General features: G+C 66.3%; 19 protein-coding genes. 11 read left to right on the top strand and 8 right to left on the bottom strand.

Annotation, left to right across the window (positions count from 1 at the left end; genetic code table 11):
* Position 1 precedes the first annotated feature (1 nt).
* Entirely contained in the window at positions 2-637 is a 636-nt protein-coding gene (locus C489_RS05010; RefSeq protein WP_006430075.1) for an METTL5 family protein, read from the top strand.
* A 4-nt stretch (positions 638-641) separates the two neighbouring features.
* Here the strand turns inward: C489_RS05010 and C489_RS05005 are convergent, their stop codons facing one another.
* The gene (locus C489_RS05005; protein ID WP_006430074.1) at positions 642-1,031 is read right to left on the bottom strand and encodes a hypothetical protein; all 390 of its coding nucleotides are present in this window, start codon (positions 1,029-1,031) and stop codon (positions 642-644) included.
* A 217-nt stretch (positions 1,032-1,248) separates the two neighbouring features.
* Complete coding sequence (locus tag C489_RS05000) at positions 1,249-3,093, bottom strand: rhomboid family intramembrane serine protease (RefSeq protein WP_006430073.1); 1,845 nt, start codon at positions 3,091-3,093, stop codon at positions 1,249-1,251.
* A gap of 102 nt (positions 3,094-3,195) precedes the next feature.
* On the opposite strand from C489_RS05000, the gene C489_RS04995 reads away from it, so the two are divergent.
* Positions 3,196-3,480, top strand: coding sequence for a DNA-directed RNA polymerase subunit L (locus C489_RS04995; protein ID WP_006430072.1), 285 nt, complete (start codon positions 3,196-3,198; stop codon positions 3,478-3,480).
* Between the two features lie 139 nt (positions 3,481-3,619).
* Here C489_RS04995 and C489_RS04990 read toward each other — a convergent pair whose 3' ends face one another.
* Both C489_RS04990 and hisF read right to left on the bottom strand, forming a co-directional pair.
* Positions 3,620-4,489, bottom strand: coding sequence for a hypothetical protein (locus C489_RS04990; protein WP_006430071.1), 870 nt, complete (start codon positions 4,487-4,489; stop codon positions 3,620-3,622).
* A gap of 95 nt (positions 4,490-4,584) precedes the next feature.
* Entirely contained in the window at positions 4,585-5,400 is an 816-nt protein-coding gene (hisF, locus tag C489_RS04985; RefSeq protein WP_006430070.1) for an imidazole glycerol phosphate synthase subunit HisF, read from the bottom strand.
* A gap of 140 nt (positions 5,401-5,540) precedes the next feature.
* Here hisF and C489_RS04980 point away from each other — a divergent pair, with 140 nt between their 5' ends.
* Complete coding sequence (locus C489_RS04980; RefSeq protein ID WP_006430069.1) at positions 5,541-5,729, top strand: DUF7550 family protein; 189 nt, start codon at positions 5,541-5,543, stop codon at positions 5,727-5,729.
* Between the two features lies 1 nt (position 5,730).
* Here C489_RS04980 and C489_RS04975 read toward each other — a convergent pair whose 3' ends face one another.
* On the bottom strand, positions 5,731-5,961 hold the full coding sequence (locus C489_RS04975) for a ribbon-helix-helix domain-containing protein (protein WP_006180851.1): 231 nt from the start codon (positions 5,959-5,961) through the stop codon (positions 5,731-5,733).
* A 151-nt stretch (positions 5,962-6,112) separates the two neighbouring features.
* On the bottom strand, positions 6,113-6,412 hold the full coding sequence (locus C489_RS04970; RefSeq protein ID WP_049890616.1) for a hypothetical protein: 300 nt from the start codon (positions 6,410-6,412) through the stop codon (positions 6,113-6,115).
* A 276-nt stretch (positions 6,413-6,688) separates the two neighbouring features.
* Here C489_RS04970 and C489_RS04965 point away from each other — a divergent pair, with 276 nt between their 5' ends.
* The 3 genes from C489_RS04965 to menD all read left to right on the top strand — a co-directional run bounded on the left by C489_RS04965 (position 6,689) and on the right by menD (position 10,625).
* Positions 6,689-7,324 carry a sulfite oxidase-like oxidoreductase gene (locus C489_RS04965; protein ID WP_006430067.1) on the top strand — a complete coding sequence of 212 codons (636 nt, stop codon included), beginning with the start codon at positions 6,689-6,691 and terminating at the stop codon, positions 7,322-7,324.
* A 65-nt stretch (positions 7,325-7,389) separates the two neighbouring features.
* Complete coding sequence (locus C489_RS04960) at positions 7,390-8,733, top strand: isochorismate synthase (protein WP_006430066.1); 1,344 nt, start codon at positions 7,390-7,392, stop codon at positions 8,731-8,733.
* Positions 8,734-8,741: 8 nt separating this feature from the next.
* Complete coding sequence (gene menD, locus C489_RS04955) at positions 8,742-10,625, top strand: 2-succinyl-5-enolpyruvyl-6-hydroxy-3-cyclohexene-1-carboxylic-acid synthase (protein ID WP_006430065.1); 1,884 nt, start codon at positions 8,742-8,744, stop codon at positions 10,623-10,625.
* Positions 10,626-10,700: 75 nt separating this feature from the next.
* On the opposite strand, the gene C489_RS04950 is transcribed toward menD, so the two are convergent.
* On the bottom strand, positions 10,701-11,765 hold the full coding sequence (locus C489_RS04950; RefSeq protein WP_006430064.1) for a J domain-containing protein: 1,065 nt from the start codon (positions 11,763-11,765) through the stop codon (positions 10,701-10,703).
* A gap of 956 nt (positions 11,766-12,721) precedes the next feature.
* Entirely contained in the window at positions 12,722-13,024 is a 303-nt protein-coding gene (locus C489_RS04945) for a hypothetical protein (protein WP_006430063.1), read from the bottom strand.
* A 266-nt stretch (positions 13,025-13,290) separates the two neighbouring features.
* Here C489_RS04945 and C489_RS04940 point away from each other — a divergent pair, with 266 nt between their 5' ends.
* The 5 genes from C489_RS04940 to C489_RS04920 all read left to right on the top strand — a co-directional run bounded on the left by C489_RS04940 (position 13,291) and on the right by C489_RS04920 (position 19,159).
* Entirely contained in the window at positions 13,291-14,184 is an 894-nt protein-coding gene (locus tag C489_RS04940; protein WP_006430062.1) for a 1,4-dihydroxy-2-naphthoyl-CoA synthase, read from the top strand.
* A 32-nt stretch (positions 14,185-14,216) separates the two neighbouring features.
* Positions 14,217-15,428 (top strand): DUF7350 domain-containing protein, encoded by a 1,212-nt coding sequence (locus C489_RS04935; RefSeq protein WP_006430061.1) that lies wholly within the window; start codon positions 14,217-14,219, stop codon positions 15,426-15,428.
* A gap of 67 nt (positions 15,429-15,495) precedes the next feature.
* The gene (locus C489_RS04930; RefSeq protein ID WP_006430060.1) at positions 15,496-16,440 is read left to right on the top strand and encodes a 1,4-dihydroxy-2-naphthoate polyprenyltransferase; all 945 of its coding nucleotides are present in this window, start codon (positions 15,496-15,498) and stop codon (positions 16,438-16,440) included.
* On the top strand, positions 16,437-17,528 hold the full coding sequence (locus C489_RS04925) for a mandelate racemase/muconate lactonizing enzyme family protein (RefSeq protein ID WP_006430059.1): 1,092 nt from the start codon (positions 16,437-16,439) through the stop codon (positions 17,526-17,528). The genes C489_RS04930 and C489_RS04925 overlap by 4 nt, the downstream gene beginning before the upstream one ends.
* The gene (locus C489_RS04920; protein ID WP_006430058.1) at positions 17,525-19,159 is read left to right on the top strand and encodes a class I adenylate-forming enzyme family protein; all 1,635 of its coding nucleotides are present in this window, start codon (positions 17,525-17,527) and stop codon (positions 19,157-19,159) included. Before C489_RS04925 ends, C489_RS04920 begins: the two co-directional genes overlap by 4 nt.
* The last annotated feature ends 72 nt before the right edge of the window (positions 19,160-19,231 follow it).

The following is a 19,231-nucleotide window of genomic DNA, read 5'->3' as shown; positions in this document are numbered from 1 at the left end:
GATGGCCGGCCTCGCTCGGCGCACGCTCGCCCGCCGCCTCGAGTCGGTCGCTGACTTTTCCGATCCCAACGCCGACTTGGAGCAGTATCTCACACCGGCGGAACTCGCCGCACACCTCTGTCATCTGGCCGGGTTGCAAGACGACCTCGAGCGACGGGTTATCGATTTGGGAACCGGAACCGGGATGCTCGCGATCGCGGCGTCGCTCGCCGGTGCCGGGCGGGTCGCGGGGATCGACGTGGACCCGGCTGCGCTCGCATTGGCTCGCCGAAACGAAGGGGAGGTACTGTCCGAGCGCGGCCGCGGACGCGCGATCGAGTGGCTCCGTGGGGACGTCACTCGACACCCGTTTTCGACGACCGACGCGACCGTCCTCTCGAACCCGCCGTTCGGTGCCCAGCGGGGGAACCGCCACGCCGATCGGGAGTTCCTCGAGACGGCACGCGAGATCGCATCCGTCTCGTACACGATCCACAACGAAGGAAGCCAGGAGTTCGTCGAGTCCTTCGCCGCCGACGCGGGCGGCGATGTGACTCACGCGTTTCGGGCCGAGTTTCCAATCGCGAAGCGGTTCGAGTTTCACACCGAGGCCCAAGCGACGCTCGAGGCCGAGGTCTTCAGAATCGAGTGGGAGTAACGGGTCAGCTTCGGTTGGGACGGAGTGGAGAGCTGGAATTGCCTCGATTGCCACTGCCGACGCGTCTGATGGCGGCCTCCACGAGGTATCCGAGAACTGCGAGCGGGAGGCCGATGACGAGTGCAGCGCCCAGCCCATCGGCGATCGCCTCGGACAACGAGACGGTCACACTCATGTTTCCGACGGCATATTCAGTTCCGTATCGTGCGAGTCCGATGCCGAACGGGACGCTGGCGACCAGCGAGAACGCCGGAATCAATCCGGCGTTGAGAGCGCCACTCACCGCGGCGACGCCGACGAGCAGGCAGGCGACAGCGATGATTTCGTAATGGACTGTGGCACCGCGCCACGTTTCGACGGCTGCGTCGGCAACGCGGTCGCTTCCCACGGTCATTCCGACCCCCGCTGCAACCGCGAGCGTCCCCACGGTCGCCAGAAAAACGATGGTCAGGGATCTGGTGGGATTGTGACCGACCAGCCAGGGCGGGACCGCTGAGACGAGCGAACGCCCCCGTTTGCCGAGCCTGTCGATTCGAGTGTCATCAGATGACATCAATCTAACCACTACGTTCTTTACTAAAAAGTAACTGGTTCACATCCCGAGAGCGCAATCATCCGACCTGGTCGTACGCCTCCTTGCTCGCGACCGCAACACGCGTTCCATCGGCGGACGCGTAGACCGTCTCGTTGCTGCGTTCGAAGGTGAGCCCGCCCGCAGCCGCCGTCTCGTTCGCTTCCGGAATCGGCGTCGTCGCAACCGCACTTTCGCTCGAGTCGACCTCGAAGACGAACTCCCCGTCGGCGGAGTCGATCGTCACGTTTCGCCCGGCGATCCGAGCCTCGGCTCGCGACTCGTTTGATTCGTATGCGAGCCGTCTGTCGCTGCCGTCCTGCCACAGCCAGACCTGANAGACGGTCTCGTTGCCGACCGGTTCCCAGCCGGTGCGCTCGACGTGGACCGCCTCGCGCCAGCCGGGGCCGCCGACGGTGACCGTCTCCTCGCCGGTAAAGGACAGCCGCTGGGCGCTGACCGCCTCGAGCCAGACGTTGCGTTGCTCGCTGGCGACGATCACCCCGCTCGACTCGAGGCCGTCGTCGCTCTCGAGGGCTTCGATGCCGATCCCGGAGACGAGCCCGTTCGGAACGCCCTCGACGTACTCGACGGTGTAGTCCTCGATCTGGACGGCGGCGTCGGAGGACGCGGTCGCGTCCTCGACGACGAGGAAACTGGCGGGAATCGCGACTCCGGCGAGGATCGCGAGGACGGCGACGACCGCGAGAAACGCGGCTTGTTTGCGTGTCAGGTCCGACAGCGCGCTCGAGTCAGTAGCTCCGGCGGCTCGCGTTCGAACTCCCGACGCGAGTTCGCGAACGCGCTCGAGTCGGTCGTGGACGGCGCTATCGGCGGGACTGCCGGCGAGTTCGAACGGTCGCTCGAGCGTCGGCTGCCCCCCGTTCGGCCGCGGGCTCGCCCGTTCCGATCCGGCGAACAACTCCTCGACTCGCGCCGGAACGAGCGGTTTCTCGGAGGCGGTCATCGAGAGGGTGACCACCAGCGCGAGTATCGAGACGACGGCGATGCCGGGGCCCTGAAAGAGGATGTACGTGTTCTCGCCGCCGAACCAGTAGATCGCCCACAGTCGCTTCGAGAAGCCAAAGAGGAGGACGGCGAGCCACAGCCGCAGCGGATTCGGACGGGACCCCCGGCGCTCGAGGAGCGCGATGCCGAGGACGAAGCCGATGAAGAGGCCGAGCGCGTGGCCCTGAATGGCGATGCCGGCCCACGAGGGTGCAGACGGCGGACTCGGCTGTGCGGTGTAGACGCTGATCGGCTCCCGGAGCGCGTAATAGAGCCGCAAAATCACGCTCTGGACGCCGAGCGTGCCGACGATCGTGACGATCGGATAGTGGACGATGGCGAAGCCGGCGAGGGCGAAAACGACGCCCGAGAAGCCAATCACGGGGCCGAGCGAGAAGAGACTTGTCGCCAGTCCGACGGCGACGACGGCCAGCGGAAAGAGCACGAACGCCCGCAGCCGCGGATTCGTCCGCCACGAGTCGGCCTGGTTCGGGTCCCGGTCATCGGGATAGTGGCCCCACGCGAACTCGACGAGCGGGGCGACGACGACCGTGCCGGCCAGATTGCCGAGCAGGTGGCCCAGTCCGGCGTGAGAAAACGACGCCGTTGCCATCCCGAGCGGGTAGAAGTACGACCACGTGCGGTAGGGGATCGTCACCGGATCGGACACGTCCGCGATGCCGTCCTGGACGAAGAGATAGACACAGACCACGAACGCGATCACGATCAGCGACCCCCACGGGACCCCGTACACGAACCGCGACTCGAGGACGTCGCGCCAGCGCCGAGCCGGCCGGTGGACCCGCCTGACGACCGCGACCGACCCCAGCAACGCCGCGATCACGACGATCGTTAGCAGGGCCGCAAGCGAGAGCATATCCCGTGGTTCGAACGGCGGCGTATAGTGATTTGCCTTCGCGTGCGGTCCTCGAGCGGCGGCTTCGAAAGGTACAAGCAGCCGACGAACGGACTCCGTGACATGGAACTGCGGGTCACCGAGAGCACCGAGGACGAACTCTCGATCGAAATCGCCGGCGAGGATCACACATTCATGAACGTGCTCAAGGGCGCGCTGCTCGAGCACGACGACGTGAGCGCAGCGACCTACGACGTCAACCCCGAACAGTCGGGCGGCCAGACCGAGCCGATCCTGACGATCAAGACAGAGGGTGGCGCGGATCCCCTCGAGTGTCTCGAGGAGGCCGCCGTCACCGTCCGCGAGAAGGCGAACTCCTTCCGAGACGCGTTCGAAGCGGCCGCGTAACTCGTCGATCGCAGGGCTCTCGATCGTTCTTCTGTTCTCTCTCGTCATTCGAGTCGGCTCACGGCCGGCGGAGAGATAGCGAGATGATACCCCTTACTGAATTGCAGCGCTGAAATAATGCGTCAGTTGCCGATGTAGGTTAGCACGCCGCATAGAAGGCGTAGACGTCCCCGTTCGGCGCGACGTGAACGTCGATACCTTCGGCGTCGAACCCGGTCCGCATGTCGTCGCCGTACTGCGAGCGCAACGCCGAGGCGATATCTGCGGCGAGTCCCGACTCGTCGGCGTAGTCGTCGACCGAGACGTCCGTGAGGACTGCCGGTGCGCCTTGGACTGCAGCTTCGCAGTTGTGATCGAACTCGTCGGCGTTCACCCGATCGGGGGTCCTGTCCTCGAATTCGATCACGACGATCCGTTGGTTCTGGTACTCCGCGTAGCCCGCGAGCCCGTCGTCGTACGTTCGGCGTTCCGACGGCTCTCGCTCTTCCTTGAGTCGGTCGTGGACCGCTTGATCCACTGCCTCGAGATCGAGTCCGGACGCTGTCGAATCCTGTCCCGGCGCGTCGGGCGGCGACGGCGGGCCGATCCCCGGCAGGATCGTCGGCGAGACGATCCCCGTCGCGAACAGCGCGACGATCACGCCGATGGCGACGAAGATCGGCAGGTAGGGCTTTGCGACCTCGAACCAGCTCGGCGTGTCCAGATCGCGTTCCAGCCCCTCGTAGGTCTGCTCGACCCGCTCGAGGTCGGGGTTGCCACAGCGAGAACAGGGCGGGGTGTTCCGGACGTGTTCCCGTCCGCAGTTCGTACAGGCCCAGACGTACTCCGGACCGGTCTCGACGGTGCCCGAGGGGATCGGCTCGCTGCCGCTGCGTTCGCCGCCGCTGCGGTCATCGCCGCTCTCGTCGACCCGGACGATCGCCTTCTCGAAGGCGTTGTGGCCGCACTCGTCACAGGGCGGGTCGTCTTCCGCGTGCGGTTTGCCACACCGCGTACACCGCCATTTCACTACCGAAACGGGGGACCGGGACGGAATAAACGTACTGGATGCCCGACCGGATCGCCGGGGTCGCCGACGCCGGGCGATCGGAGTCGAGAACGGGCTCAGAGGCGGACGGGAACGTCGCGCTCGTCGAGATACGCCTTCGTCTCCTCGATGGAGTACTCGTCGAAATGGAAGATGGAAGCCGCGAGGCCGGCGTCGGCACCGGCCTCGGTGAACACGTCGTACATGTCCTCGGGGCCGCCACAGCCCGAAGAGGCGATGACCGGGGTGTCGACGGCATCGCAGACGGCCTCCGTCAGGGGGAGGTCGTAGCCGTCTTTGGTGCCGTCCTTGTCGATCGAGTTGACGAAGAGTTCGCCCGCCCCGCGGGACTCGGCTTCTTGGGCCCACTCGAGGACGTCGATCCCGGTCCCCTCGCGGCCGCCCTTCTTGGTGCACTCGAACCAGCAGGACTCGCCGTCGATTTCGACGTAGTGTTCGCCCTGCTCGTCGAAGCGCCGTCTCGCGTCGACGCTGATGACGATACACTGGTTGCCGAAGGCCTTCGCGCCCTCGTTGATCAGTTCGGGGCGCTCGAGCGCGCCGGTGGTGATCGAGACCTTGTCCGCGCCGGCGCGCAGGGTCTCCTTGATGTCTTCGGTGGTGCGGATGCCCCCGCCGACCGTGAGGGGAATGAAGACCTCGTCGGCGACGCGCTCGACAACGTCGAGCATCGTTTCGCGGCCCTCCGCGGAGGCGGTGATGTCGAGGAAGACGAACTCGTCCGCGCCGGACTCGTTGTAGGCCTTAGCCATCTCGACCGGATCGCCGGTGTATTTCAGGTCCTCGAAGTTGACGCCGGTGTAGACCGCCGGGTTCCCGTCCTCGTCGAGATCCACGTCGATACACGGGATGACTCGCTTGGTCAATACCATGTGATACCTACCGCACAGTTCGCACTGGGGGTAGTAAAGGGGTCTGGATCGTGTTCGCGAGCCGAGACGACCCGGAATCGGGACGCGCGTCGACGATCCGTGTAGGTGTTCTTAAGTGATCGAACCGAGAACGAGCACGTATGGCAGACGACACCGAAACCCCCGAAGGTGACGACACGGGAGCCGACGTCGGGCACGATCTCGACGCCGAGCGAACGACCGCACCGATGAGCGACTACTCGTCACGGGCCGTCCTGATCGGGTTGGTCGTCGCGCTGGTCGGCGCGGCGATCGCGTTCGGAATTCCGTTGCTCGCGGTCGGGATATAAGCTAGAAGACGTACTCGTCGTCGTGGCCCATCATGCCGTCGTCTTCGAAGCCGGTCCCGCCGGTTCCTGCTCCCTCCTCTTCGTCGGAGGGTCCACTGGTCTTGTAGGCCTTGATGCCCGTCGAAAGGAGGTCCTCGATCGCCTCCTCGCGGTTGACGAACTCGCCGCGTTCGACCATCTGGGCGATCTGCATCTCGAGGTGCTCCGGTATGGTGATCTCTACTTTCGGCATCTGATTCGGCTTTCGGCGAGGGGGTATTTAGGTTTGACGGGGAACCAACAGCGGCCGAAGCGGAGTTTCAGTTCGCCAAGAGGAGCGACCGCTCGAGCGGCGGCCGACAGCGTCGCGGGAACCGACGACGAGAAAGCGATGCCGGCTCGAGTTAGCGGTTGCCCATCATCGAGTCGAACGCGTTCTTCAGCTTTGTTCCGGGCTGGGTCAGCGTGTCGAGTTGCTGGCGCATCTTGCGCTGGTTGAAGTAACTCGCGAACGCGAGGATGGTCGGCGGCCAGAGACCGATAAACGCGCCGAGCTGGCGCTCCCCGCGCATGAAGAAGTAGTATAGCGAAAGGCCGACCGATGCGGCCGACGCGATGAACGCAGGCCCCATCGCCTGTTCACCGACTTCTTCCGCTGGCTGTCCGGACATCTCTCGTTCCGTTAGTTGTTGTCTGCTCGCCATGCAGTGATTTCCCTCGGCGAGACTGTACTAAGTGATGGCGAGGGTTTCGCGAGAAACCCCCGAGTAGTCCCGGCCGACGGACCGTTTCGATCAGTTTCGAACCCGATCTCGTCGTGCCAATTCGGGGTTAGTCGAGGCGTGGCTTCGCGATCGTCCCAGCAGTCCGGAGTCACGGGTCGAATCGGCACGCTTTCCGCGGGGTGGACTCCGAATGACCTCGCCAAATGTGAATCGTCCACCGGGAACGATCACTGGAAACGATCGAGGAAACAGCCGATGCGTCACATCTACGTCCGTCGGGACGTACGAACGCACATGGACACAACGGACGTTACGGACCTCTATCAGGAGTTCGGCGACGAGCGACTGCCGCCCGGACAGCGCGAGACGTCCGCGTTTCCCGTCCTCTCGAAGAGCGGGACGCCAAACTGGGACCCCGAGACGTGGGAGTTCACCGTCACCGGCGCGGTCGACGAGGAACTCTCCTTCTCGTGGGACGAGTTCCGGGACCTGCCGAGTGTCACCCAGCGACAGGACTTCCACTGCGTGACCGGCTGGAGCAAGTTCGACTGTGAGTTCACTGGCGTGTCGTTCCCCGAACTCGCCGAGCGGGCTGGCGTCCACGACGACGTGGTCCACGTCATGTTCTCCGCGCTGGACGGCTACACGACGGATCTCCCCCTCGAGGACTGCATGCGCGATGAGGTCCTATTGACGTGGGAATTCGACGGCGAGTCGCTCCCCGAGGATCACGGCGGCCCGCTTCGGGTGGTCACGCCCCACCGGTACGCCTACAAGGGCGCGAAGTGGGTCGACGGCATCGAGTTCCTCACCGAGCCCCAGCGGGGCTACTGGGAGCGGCGGGGCTACTCTCAGACCGCGGATCCGTGGCAGGAAGAGCGGTACAGTTAGCGTGACAATCTCGGTCAGCCACCGAATAGTTAGGCTGAAGGCGAGGCGGTCCTGACCTGTGGTCGATGGATCGATCGTCGGGCGATGGTCGACTGGCGGGTGAGACGGCTTCGACTGCAGCGGCTGACGGCCTCGTAAGCCGGAGCCGCGAACTCGAGGACGTCTCGTTCAGCGCGATACTCGACGGCAGCGCCGAGTCCCGCGTCCAGTGGGCCACGCCCGACGGTCTCGAACTCGTCGGTCGGGGCGTCGCCGCGCGGTTTACCGCCGCCGGTCCCGACCGATTCGATCGAATTCGCACGCAGGCGAGCCGCGCGTTCGACGGGCTCGCACACGACGGTCCCGAGGCGGCTCGGCCGCGAGCCGTCGGCGGCGTCTCCTTTCACGACGGCCACGAGCCGGACCCGCCGTGGACCGGGTTCGACGCGGCCTCCTTTGTCGTCCCGGAGATACTGGTTACCCGAACCGACGAGGGAACGTGGTTGACGGCCGTCGGACCCAGCGCCGACGAGGTCGACGACCGACTCGAGCGCTGGCACGAGCGCGTACAGGACCTGCCGGCGATGCGACCGAGCGGCTCGACGCCTGGCGTCGCCGCCACCCGCCGGACGACCTCACAGGCCGACTGGACCGCACAGGTCGAGGCCGCCCTCGAGCGGATCGCCGACGGAACGCTGACCAAAGTTGTCCTCGCACAGGCCCTTTCGGTCGAACTCGAGGGGCCGATCGACGTGCCTGCAACGGTCGAGCGACTGCGCCGCCGGTACCCGAACTGCTACCGATTTTTGGTCGGCCACGGGATCGGCGGGACGTTCTTCGGCGCGCCGCCCGAACGGCTGGTTTCGAAACGCGGCGACCGCGTCGAGACGGAAGCACTCGCCGGCTCGGTCCCCCGCGGGGAGACGCCGGACGAAGACGAAGAACACGTCGAGCGGATGCGCGCCGACGCGAAGTTCCAGCACGAACACGGGCTCGTCGCCGACGCGATCAGCGACCAACTCGACCCCTTCGCGCGCGAACTCACCGTCCGCGAGCAAACGATCCGCCGGCTGGCGACGATTCAGCACCTCCGGACGCCGATCGAAGCGAGACTCGAGGGGAACCGACACGTCCTCGAACTCGTCGAGGCGTTGCATCCGACCCCCGCGGTGGGCGGGGTGCCGCCGGACGCGGCGTGGGAGACGATCCGTGAGACGGAGCCGTTCGACCGGGGGTGGTACGCCGCGCCCGTCGGCTGGTTCGACGCTACGGGCGACGGCGAGTTTGCGGTCGCGCTTCGCTCGGGCGTCGCGGCCGACGGGACGGTGACGCTCTTCGCCGGCAACGGGATCGTCGCCGACAGCGATCCCGACGAAGAGTGGGCCGAAGTAGAGCTGAAGTTCCGACCGATCCTCGATGAACTGCGATAACACCTGAGATGAGCGCACCGAACCGCGCGACTCTGTGGGGTCGCATCCTCGTCGACGAACTCGCGGCGGGCGGCCTCGAGGCCGTCTGTCTCGCGCCCGGGAGCCGGTCGACGCCGCTGACGGTCGCGTTCGCCGAGCACCCGGAGATCGATGTCTACTCGCATTTAGACGAGCGTTCGGCGGCCTACTTCGCGCTCGGTCGCGCCCGCCGGACCGGCGAGCCGACGGCACTGGTCTGTACCTCAGGGACGGCGGCGGCGAACTTCCACCCCGCCGTGATGGAGGCCGATCAGGCCCGCGTTCCGCTGTTGGTTCTCACGGCCGATCGGCCATCGGAATTACGCGATAGCGGCGCGAACCAGACCGTCGATCAGGTCAAACTCTACGGCGACGCGGTCCGGTGGGACGCCGAACTGCCAGACCCCGAACCCGACGAGCGGAAAGTACGGAGCCTCCGGACGACCGCGGCTCGAGCGCTCTCGGAAACGACCGGCGTCCCGCCGGGTCCCGTCCACCTCAACTGTCCGTTTCGCAAGCCCCTCGAGCCGCTCGAGGTCCCCGGCGACGTGCCCGACTCGTTCGCCGAGACGGCGTCCGGGCGGGGACGCGACGGCCCGTTCGTCGAAACCACTGGCGGGACGCAGACGCTCGCGGCCGACGACCACCGACGGCTCCTGGGTGCGCTCGAGGCCGCTGATCGACCGCTGATCGTCGCGGGGCCCGCCGATCCGACGACACTTGGCGACCTCGAGCCCGCGGCCGTGACCGACCTCGCGGATCGACTCGGCGCGCCAGTCCTCGCGGACCCGCTTTCGGGACTGCGGTTCGGCCCGCACGTCGGACGCGAGGGTGGAGCCGCAATCGACAGCGAGGGCGGCGGGGACGGGATGAGGAACGGAAAATCGCGTTCGATCTACGGCGGCTACGATACCTACATCGAGGAGTTGCCGACACCGGACGTCGTCCTCCGATTCGGGGCCTCTCCCACGTCGAAACCGCTCCGCCACTGGCTCCGCGACGCCGACGCCCGCCAGTTCCTCGTCGATCCCGCGGGCGCGTGGCGCGAGGCGACGTTCACCGCGACGGATCTGCTCGCGGCGGAGCCTAGAACCGTCATCGACGGGTTGCTCGAAGCGCTCGGAGACGCCGATGGCGATCCCGATACCGATCACGGCCGGCCCGATGCCGGGTGGCGAGCCCGATTCGACGCGGCCGAGCGACGGCAATGGGAAATCTACGACGAGGCGCTGTCCGCCGATTCGCTCGAGTCGGAGCCGTTCGAGGGCGCGATCCTCGCGTCGGTACTCTCGAACGCGCCCGACCCGGCGACCGTCTTCGTCTCGAACAGCATGCCGATCCGGGATACGGATCGATTCGCTCGGCCGCGAGCCGCCGATCTGACGGTGCTCGCGAACCGCGGCGCGAGCGGCATCGACGGGATCGCGAGCACGGCGCTCGGGGCCGGAAGCGCGACCGACGAGCCGTTGGTGCTCGCGACCGGCGACCTGTCCCTCTATCACGATTCGAACGGCCTCCTCGCGGTCGACCGCTGCGACGTCGACGCCACGATCGTGTTGCTGGACAACGACGGCGGCGGCATCTTCCACAAGCTTCCGATCGAGGAATTCGACCCGCCATTTACCGACCAGTTCAAGACGCCCCACGGCCTCGAGTTCGAGGACCTCGCCGGCGTCTACGACATCGAGTTCGAGCGCGTGACCCACGCGAACTTCGCGGCCGCCTACCGGCGCTCGCTCGAGGCGGCGGGAACGCAACTCCTCGCGGTCGAGTTCGATTCCGAAGCGAACCACCGGCGGCGCGACGCGCTCGCAGCGCGCGTGCGAACCGCGGTCGCGAGCGATCTCGAGACGGCGGGCGACGGGTCAAACTGATCTCGAGTCGGTACGCGCTTCCCAGTAATTCATGCCGAGATGCGTGTTTTGACTGTTTTCGCGAGCCGCTCGCACTTACGGCCGCAGTATCCACCACAGCGCGATGGCATAACCGAAGGGAATCCACGCGAATCCGAGCGCGAACAGTCCGAACAGGGAGAGCGGGTCGATGGCCGTCGACCACAGCATGCCGACCGGAAAGAGGACGCTCCAGCCGCCAAAGGCCGCGGCCGCGATCCGGGGCATCGTCAGCAGATAGCCGATCAGCGCGAGCGTACAGGCGGCGATGATCGCGTTGATCGACAGCGAAAACAGCGGCGTGAGGCTCGCGGCGACGAACAGGGGATATAGCAGCGCCACGGCACCGACCGACATCGCCGTCGTCCGATCGATCGCGGGTCCCTCCCACTCGAGGTCGACCTCGCCGTTCCAGTCGTGGACCGAGTACTCGGGTGCTGTGTTTTCCTGCGTGTCTTCGGTCTCTCCCGGTGGTGTATCCGTCGTCGCACTTGAGGCACTGGGGCCGTCGCTGTCGAACGGCCAGTCCCCGGCCGCTCGTTGCTTCGCGCGTTGTCGGCGTCTCTCGGACCGTTGGCGAGCGTGATGGCATGCCGTCCGATCGGTGCCATCGCTCTCGGTCCGCATACTCCCGGCGTTCGTTCGGACCCACTCGGCCCATTCGCTCGGTCCTCGAGCGGTCGCGTTCGTCCGTCTGTCGCCGGTGTCGGACGACCCACTGTTCGACCCGGACGATCCCGCATTTGTGGTCGACGCTGTGCTCGTACCGTTTGTGGTCGTTTTCCCACCGGTCGATGTCCGCCCCGTTGTCGTGTGACGGCTTTCCGAATCCGACCGTGCTGCTGTCGCGTTCTCTCGGTTCGAGTCGTCGCTATCCTGTGCCTCTCCGCCGTGGGCGAGTCCGACGTACGACTCGTGGCCAAGCCGATCGTAGCGGGCGCGTTCGGTTCCATCGGTGAGCACCGACTTCGCCGTCGTCACCCGCTGGAACTGCTCGGCCGCGTCGGGGTCATCGGAGTGATCCGGATGCGTCTCGAGGACCCGTTCTCGATAGGCCGCCTCGATCTCGTCTCGAGTGGCCGTCGGGTCGACCTTGAGGACGTCGTAGTACGTCTCGCCCATCTCGTACGGACCACTCGAACGTTCGCGTAAAAAACCAATCGGGCTAGACGACTGTCGCTCGTGGCCGATAGTGTCCTCGCCGTATGACTTGTGCTAGCAACTACCCATGTCTCGTGGCGGCCACATAAATCAAATAAAGATATACAGAACGAGAGGGGCGAAGGACGAGCGATCGAACAGCGGGCTAGACTCGTACGTTGGCCGGTCGACGTCGGACCGCCGGGCAATCCGCCGGAAGACGGTGCAGCGAGACTCACGTATCGAAGCCACGACACGCTCGAGTATTCGTCTACCCCCTCGATACGGAGTATGAGTTCAGTACGGGGATTCACCGAACAGGGGCCTTCGCTCACGATGGGCGCTGAGTTCATCCATCAATTGCCACTAATTGACATCCTCCTCCGCGTGAACGCGGAGGAATCCCGAGCAGTGGGAGTTTCAGGTTTGCAGTCCAATTACCGGACTACCAGTTCTTTCGGGCACGAATAGTCCCACAGCATCGAACTGGTGGACTGCTGGCGGTGCCAAACCGCCGTTACCCCTATCCTTGACCGTGTATGGCATCCCGGTGTTATTTTTGCCACAGGGACGCCGGCAGGCGTCAACAGAGTTGGGGATATCGTGGTGCTCGCTTTGAGCAGTCAGCACAGACACACGCTTCAAGCATCTGCGTTCACCGACTGCCCTCTTTCGAATACTGCCTCGTTATGTGGGCGGACAAGCCGCCTCCGACGGACGGTTCGGAATCCACTCCGTTCCGACCGATTCCTCTCTCCAAGTATAGCGGCTTATCACTTAAATATCACTATGGAAAACTCGGAGAAGGCGTTTGAACGGTGGACTGTCTCATGGAGTGACGGCACGTATCCACGGCCTGAAGGCCGCGGTGTTACGCCTGTTCAGCCTATAGTCGATACATTCCCAAAGAGCTGGTAGAAAAGCGGCGGTCACGGCGGTTATCCTCCGATAATAAATTCGATATCGAGGAAGGGAGCAGCGACGACACACAGCAATACGAGAATCCCCGCGGAACGGAGGACGCCTACTGCCCGTAGCCGGGTCTCCGGGAGGGACTCGGCGATACCAGCCAGAGCAGTTCCGACCACCATAAAAAGTAACCACCCGCTCGAGCCAGCGTCGCCGGCGCTCCAGGCATACGTGTACATGCTCAAGAAAGCGAGTGACACGCTGCAGTGAACAAGTGCTAGGCGACGGCCGGATGGCTCACTGAATAGAACCTCGTCGATGTAGGGCGGCATCACCGACGTATCCTTGTGCAGGATCTAAAATAGTGTCTCGACGTCCCCCTAGTCGAACCCATCTTTCCCGCGCTGAACAGTTCGCCCGCCGAAGGCTGACGTGACACCATGCGCGATTCGCACAACCTACTGAGCAGTCGACAATCTGCGCCGTCTGAATGAAACCACGCTGCGTTCACATCGTATGGGTTGGGTGGACCGGCCTCAACTGCTGAAGAGATCTCGACGCGAACCTATTTCATATCCCGCGACCCAACGTCGAGCAAATGGTTTCGGAACTCTTCGACCCGGAGCAGTGGGAGCCGGTCGCGGACCTGAACGACGAGTTCGACGATATTACCTACCACCGCGCGGTCGACTCCGGCACGGTTCGGATCGCGTTCGACCGACCGGACGTTCGCAACGCCTTCCGGCCGGGGACCGTCGACGAGCTGTACGACGCACTCGACCACGCCAAGCGCCAGACCGACGTGGGCTGTATCTTGCTAACTGGCAACGGACCGTCTTCGAAAGACGAGGGCTGGGCCTTCTGTTCCGGCGGCGACCAGACGATCCGCGGCGAGGACGGCTATCAGTACGAGGGTGACGAAGAGCGAGCCTCCGAACAGGGGCGACTACACATTCTCGAGGTCCAGCGGTTGATTCGCCACATCCCGAAGGTGGTCGTCGCCGTGGTGCCGGGCTGGGCCGTCGGCGGCGGCCACTCGCTGCACGTCGTCTGCGATCTCACTATCGCGAGCGAGGAGCACGCGAAGTTCCTCCAGACCGATCCCGACGTGGCGAGCTACGACGCCGGCTTCGGCTCCGCGTACTTAGCCAAACAGATCGGCCAGAAGAAGGCCCGCGAGGTGTTCTTCCTCGGGAAGACCTACGACGCCGAGGAAGCCGCCGACATGGGCATGGTCAACGAGGCGGTCCCACACGACGAACTCGAGGAAACCGCCCTCGAGTGGGGAGACCGCATCAACTCGAAAAGCCCCACGGCGATGCGGATGCTCAAGTACGCGTTCAACATGACCGACGACGGGATGGTCGGCCAGCAGGTCTTCGCCGGCGAGGCCACCCGGCTGGGGTACATGACCGACGAAGCGGCGGAGGGACGGGACGCCTTCGTCGAGGGCCGCGAGCCCGACTTCGACGACTTCCCGTGGCACTACTGATCGGCTGATCGGTACCGACTCGAGTGACGACCATGAATCGACGAACGTTCCTCCGACGGACGGCACCGATCCCGGCCGCGCTCGCCGTCGCCGGCTGTGCGGCTCCGGGTAGTGAGAGCGACGGTCGGAACGCCAGCGGTGACCGCGAAAACGGGGGGAGTAGCGATGACGACGTTACGGGAACCGCGCCGATCCCGATGCTCGAGGACCCGCCGGAGGCGGTCTATCTCCCCGGCCACCGGAAATCGATGCGAGCGCTCGAGCCGATCACTGCCGGCGACTATGCGATAGCACCGATGCTCTCCTACCCGCATCCGTTCTGGGTCGTCACCGGAACCGACCGCCGGCTGGTCGAACCCGAGTCCGGACGCGGCGTCCACCTCATGCTCGTCTGCTGGGATCGGGAGACGGACACGGTCCTCCCCGGTGGGGCCGAGCCGACGGTGACGATCGAAGGCGACGGCGAGCGACTCGCATCGCGGTCGCTGTGGCCCATGCTCTCCCAGGAGATGGGGCTGCACTTCGGCGACAACGTCTCCCTGCCGGCCGACGGGACCTACGCCGTCAGCGTCGAACTGCCGCCGCTGCCGACCCGTCGAACCGGGTCCCTCGCGGGCCGGTTCGCGGACGGCGGGACCGCGACGTTCGAGTTCACCTACGACGAGGCCTTTCGCGAGGAAGTCGTCGACGGCATCGAATTGCTCGATCGGGAGCGATGGGGCGAACAGGGTGCGCTCGAGCCGATGACTCGCGGCAGCGACGGAGGAATGGACGGAATGGCCGAAATCCCATACTCCGCGCTCCCGCCGGCCGAGGAGTATCCCGGAACACGGCTGGTCGACCCAACCGCGGACCCAGACGGCGCGTCCGCTGGTGATCTCCCCAGAAGCGGCGACGCGGCCTTTGTGGTTACGTTGCTCGAGTCCGGCTCCCGGCTCGCCGACGGCGACGGTCGATACCTGCTCGTCTCGCCGAGGACGCCGTACAACCGCGTACCGCTGACGAACACCTCGCTGCGCGCCGTCGTCGAGCGCGACGGCGAACCGGTCGGCGACAGCCCGGTCGAACTGGGACAGACCCTCGACGGCGAGGTGGGGCTGCACTACGGGCGCTCGCTCGCCGATATCCGAGCCGGCGACGCGGTGACGATCGAGATCGAGTCGCCCCCGCAGACGGCGCGCCATCAGGGGTACGAAACGGCGTTTTTCGAGATTGAGCCACTCGAGCTAGCGGTCCCCGACTAGCTGTTCGCCCGCGGGTGACGACTCGCAATGCCAACGTTGACACTCTCTCGAGTGGGACACTCGAGCCATGAGTTCGGCCGAGGTCGAGATATCACGGACGAAGGCGTGGCTGATGGCGGCCCGCCCCCAGACCTTGCCCGCGGCTGCGGCCCCGATCATCGTGGGGACGGGACTCGCAGCCACTGAGGGCGTGTTCGCGCCGCTGCCGGCGGTGATGGCGTTCGTCGGGTCGGCGCTGATACAGATCGGGACGAATTTCGCGAACGACTATTACGACGCGATCAAGGGTGCCGACACCGAGGACCGCGAGGGCTTTACCCGCGTCACCCAATCGGGGCTCATCTCCCCCGAGCAGGTCAAGCTCGCGACCGTCGTGACGTTCGGGCTGGCGATCCTCACCGGGACGTATCTGGTCTACGTCGGGGGACTTCCGATCCTCGTCGTCGGGCTCGTGAGCGTCTTCTGCGGGTGGGCCTACACCGGCGGCCCCTACCCGCTGGGCTATCACGGACTCGGCGATCTCTTCGTGTTCGTCTTCTTCGGCCTCGTCGCGGTGACGGGAACGTACTACGTCCAGGCCGCGGCCGTCCTCGCGGAGCCGCTGACGACGACGGTTCCGGCGGGAACGGTCACGCGCGAAGCCGTCCTCGCGAGCCTGCCCGTCGCCGGCATCTCGACGGCGATCCTCGTCGTGAACAACGTCCGCGATCTGGAGACCGACGCCGAGACCGGCAAACGGACCCTCGCGGTCCGGCTGGGCTATGGATGGAGCCGCCTCGAGTACGTTGCCATGCTCGCACTCGCCTACGTCGTCCCGGTCTGGTTCTGGCTCGGTTCGGGATTCGGCTCGGGTGTGCTACTGCCGCTTATCACGCTGCCCTACGCCGCGATGGTCGCAAAGACCGTCTGTACACGAACCGACGGCGAGGCCCTCAATCCGGCCCTCGAGGGGACCGGCAAACTGCTCGCGATGTACGCGGTCACGTTCGCCGGGGGATTGGTGTTGTTATGACCCCAAACGACGACCTCACGCTCGAGTACCGCCCGTTTTCGCTCGACCTCGCCGAGCCGTTCGAGACGGCGGGCGAGACGATCGACTCCCGCGACGGCTTCCTCGTTCGGCTGGCCGACGAGGGAACGGACGCGTCCGACGCGGGCGACGAACCCGCCGTCGGCTACGGCGAGGCGACGCCGCTGCCGGGCTGGACCGAATCCCGCGAGGACTGCGAGCGGGCCCTCGAGCGCGCACGGGAGGCGATTCGAACGGGCGGGCCGAGCGAGGCCCTCGAGACGGTCGACCGGCAGGTCGCGGCCCGGCACGCGCTGTCGCTCGCCCTCGCGGACCTGCAGGCCACCCGCGACTCGACGCCGCTCTATCGCTACCTCGGGCAGGGGCCGATGGTCGGCCGCGTTCCGGTCAACGCGACGATCGGCGACGGCTCGCCGGCCGAGACCGCGAGCGAGGCCCGCGAGGCCGTCGACCGCGGGTTCGACTGCTGCAAGCTGAAAGTCGGCCTCCGGAGCGTCGAGGAAGACGTCGAGCGCGTCCGTCGGGTGCGCGACAGCGTCGGCGAGACCACGGAACTGCGGGCCGACGCGAACGAGGCGTGGACCTACGAGGAGGCCGAATCGGCCCTCGAGGCCTTCGGCGAACTTGGCGTCTCGATCCTCGAGCAGCCGTTACCTGCCGGCGCGCTCGAGGGTCACGCCGACCTCCGAGCGGGGAACCACGGCGTCTCGATCGCGCTCGACGAGGGGCTGCTCGAGCACGGCGTCGATTCGATCTGCGAGGCCGACGCGGCGGACGTAGTCGTCCTGAAACCGATGGCACTCGGAGGCATCGACGTCGCGCGCAAGGTCGCGGCGTGGCTGACGGAACTCGACGTCACGCTGCTGGTGACGACGACCATCGACGGGGTCGTCGCGCGGACCGGCGCGGTCCACCTCGCGGCGGCAATTCCGGATGTGCCCGCCTGCGGGCTCGCGACCGGCGACCTGCTCGCGACGGATCTGGGACGGGATCCCGTCTTGCTCGAGAAGGGGTCGGCCGTCGTCCCCCAAGCGAAGGGACTCGGTGTACAGGGTGTCTGGAAGGCATGACGGGCGAGCCCGTCGACTGGCCGACGCGCGATCCGGTCGCCCACCGCGTGGCGGCGACGCCCCAGCGGACGGCCCTGATCGACATCGAAACCGGCGCGGCGTGGAGCTTCCGCGAGCTCGATCGCCGCGTCGACCGCGCCGCGTCGGGGCTGGTCGCCGCGACTGAGCAGGACGATCGTGCCCGGATCGGCGTTCTCATGGACACTAGACCCGCCTTCGCGACCCTCTTTTTCGCCGCGATGCGGATCGGGGCGACCGCGGTCCCGCTGAACGTCCGCGAGACGGCCGGCGAACTCGCGTCGAAGGTCGACCGGACCGATCTCACCGCGATCGTTTGTGAGGCGGACACGGAGGAAACCGCACTCGAGATCGCGGCCGATCCGGCAGTCGTCGTGCGCTCGGTCGACGACCCGACCGCTGACCGGACGGAGCCGCTGATTCCGTCGGAGAGGAAGGGTGGACCCGGGCCCGGCTCTCGCTTCGATCTCGAGTCCGAATCCGCGCTTGAGCCCCAGCCAGAGTCAGAATCGCGGTCCGTCGACCCGGTCGCCCTCGAGCGCGAGGACACCCAGCTGATCATGTTCACGTCGGGGACCTCCGGCGAGCCGAAGGCGGTCAGGCTGACCGTCGGCAACCTCGTCGCGAGCGCGACCGCCTCGGCGTTCCGGCTGGGCGTCGATCCGAGCGATCGGTGGCTGTGCTGTCTCCCGATGTATCACATGGGAGGGCTGGCACCCGTCATCCGGTCGGTGCTGTACGGCACCACCGTCGTGATCCAGCGCGAGTTCGGGCCAGAAAGCACCGCACGCGCGCTCGCAGAGCACGACGCAACCGGCGTCTCACTCGTCCCGACGATGTGCAAGCGGCTGCTCGACGCCGGCTGGGAACCGACCGACGCGCTGCGGTTCGTCCTGCTCGGCGGCGCGCCCGCGTCGGACGACCTGCTCGAGCGCTGTCGCGACGCGGGCGTTCCGGTCTCCCCGACCTACGGGATGACCGAGACCGCGTCCCAGATCGCGACGGCGACGCCCGCGGAGACCGCCGCGCACGAGGGAACCGTCGGACAGCCGCTGCTCTTTACCGACGTCTCCATCCTCGAGGACGGTGAGCCGGTCGCGCCCGGAGAGCCGGGCGACCTCGTCGTCTCGGGGCCGACGGTGACGCCGGGGTATCTCGACGAGGAGGCGACTGCGGCGGCGTTCGGCGCGCGCGGACTCCACACCGGCGATATCGGCTACAGGGACAGCGACGGCCGGCTGTGGATCCTCAACCGCCGCAGCGACCGCATCGTCACCGGCGGCGAGAACGTCGATCCCGGCGAAGTCGTCGCGGCGCTCGAGTCCCATCCTCGCGTCGACGCGGCCGCGGTCGTCGGGCTGGCAGACGAAGAGTGGGGCGAACGAGTCGCGGCGCTCGTCGTCCCCGACTCGGAGCCGAACTCGAGCAACGGTGGCTCGCTCGAGCCCCGGTCCCTGCGCGCCCACTGCGACGACCGCCTCGCCGGGTTCAAATGCCCGAAGACGATCGCCATTGCCGACGCGCTTCCCCGGACGGCCTCGGGGACCGTCGACCGGGACGCGGTTCGGGAACGGCTGCTCGAGAACGGAACGGACGTAACCGAGTCGTCGTAATCCCGACGGCCCACCTCCTCGCAGACTGCCGCCGGACCCGGAGTTAAGGCGCTGGCACCCCTACCGCGAGTC

It is taken from the genome of Natrinema versiforme JCM 10478 (assembly GCF_000337195.1).
Taxonomy (GTDB): Archaea; Halobacteriota; Halobacteria; order Halobacteriales; family Natrialbaceae; genus Natrinema; species Natrinema versiforme.
Note: the sequence above shows the minus strand (reverse complement) of the source record. Positions and strands in the feature narration are given on the sequence as shown.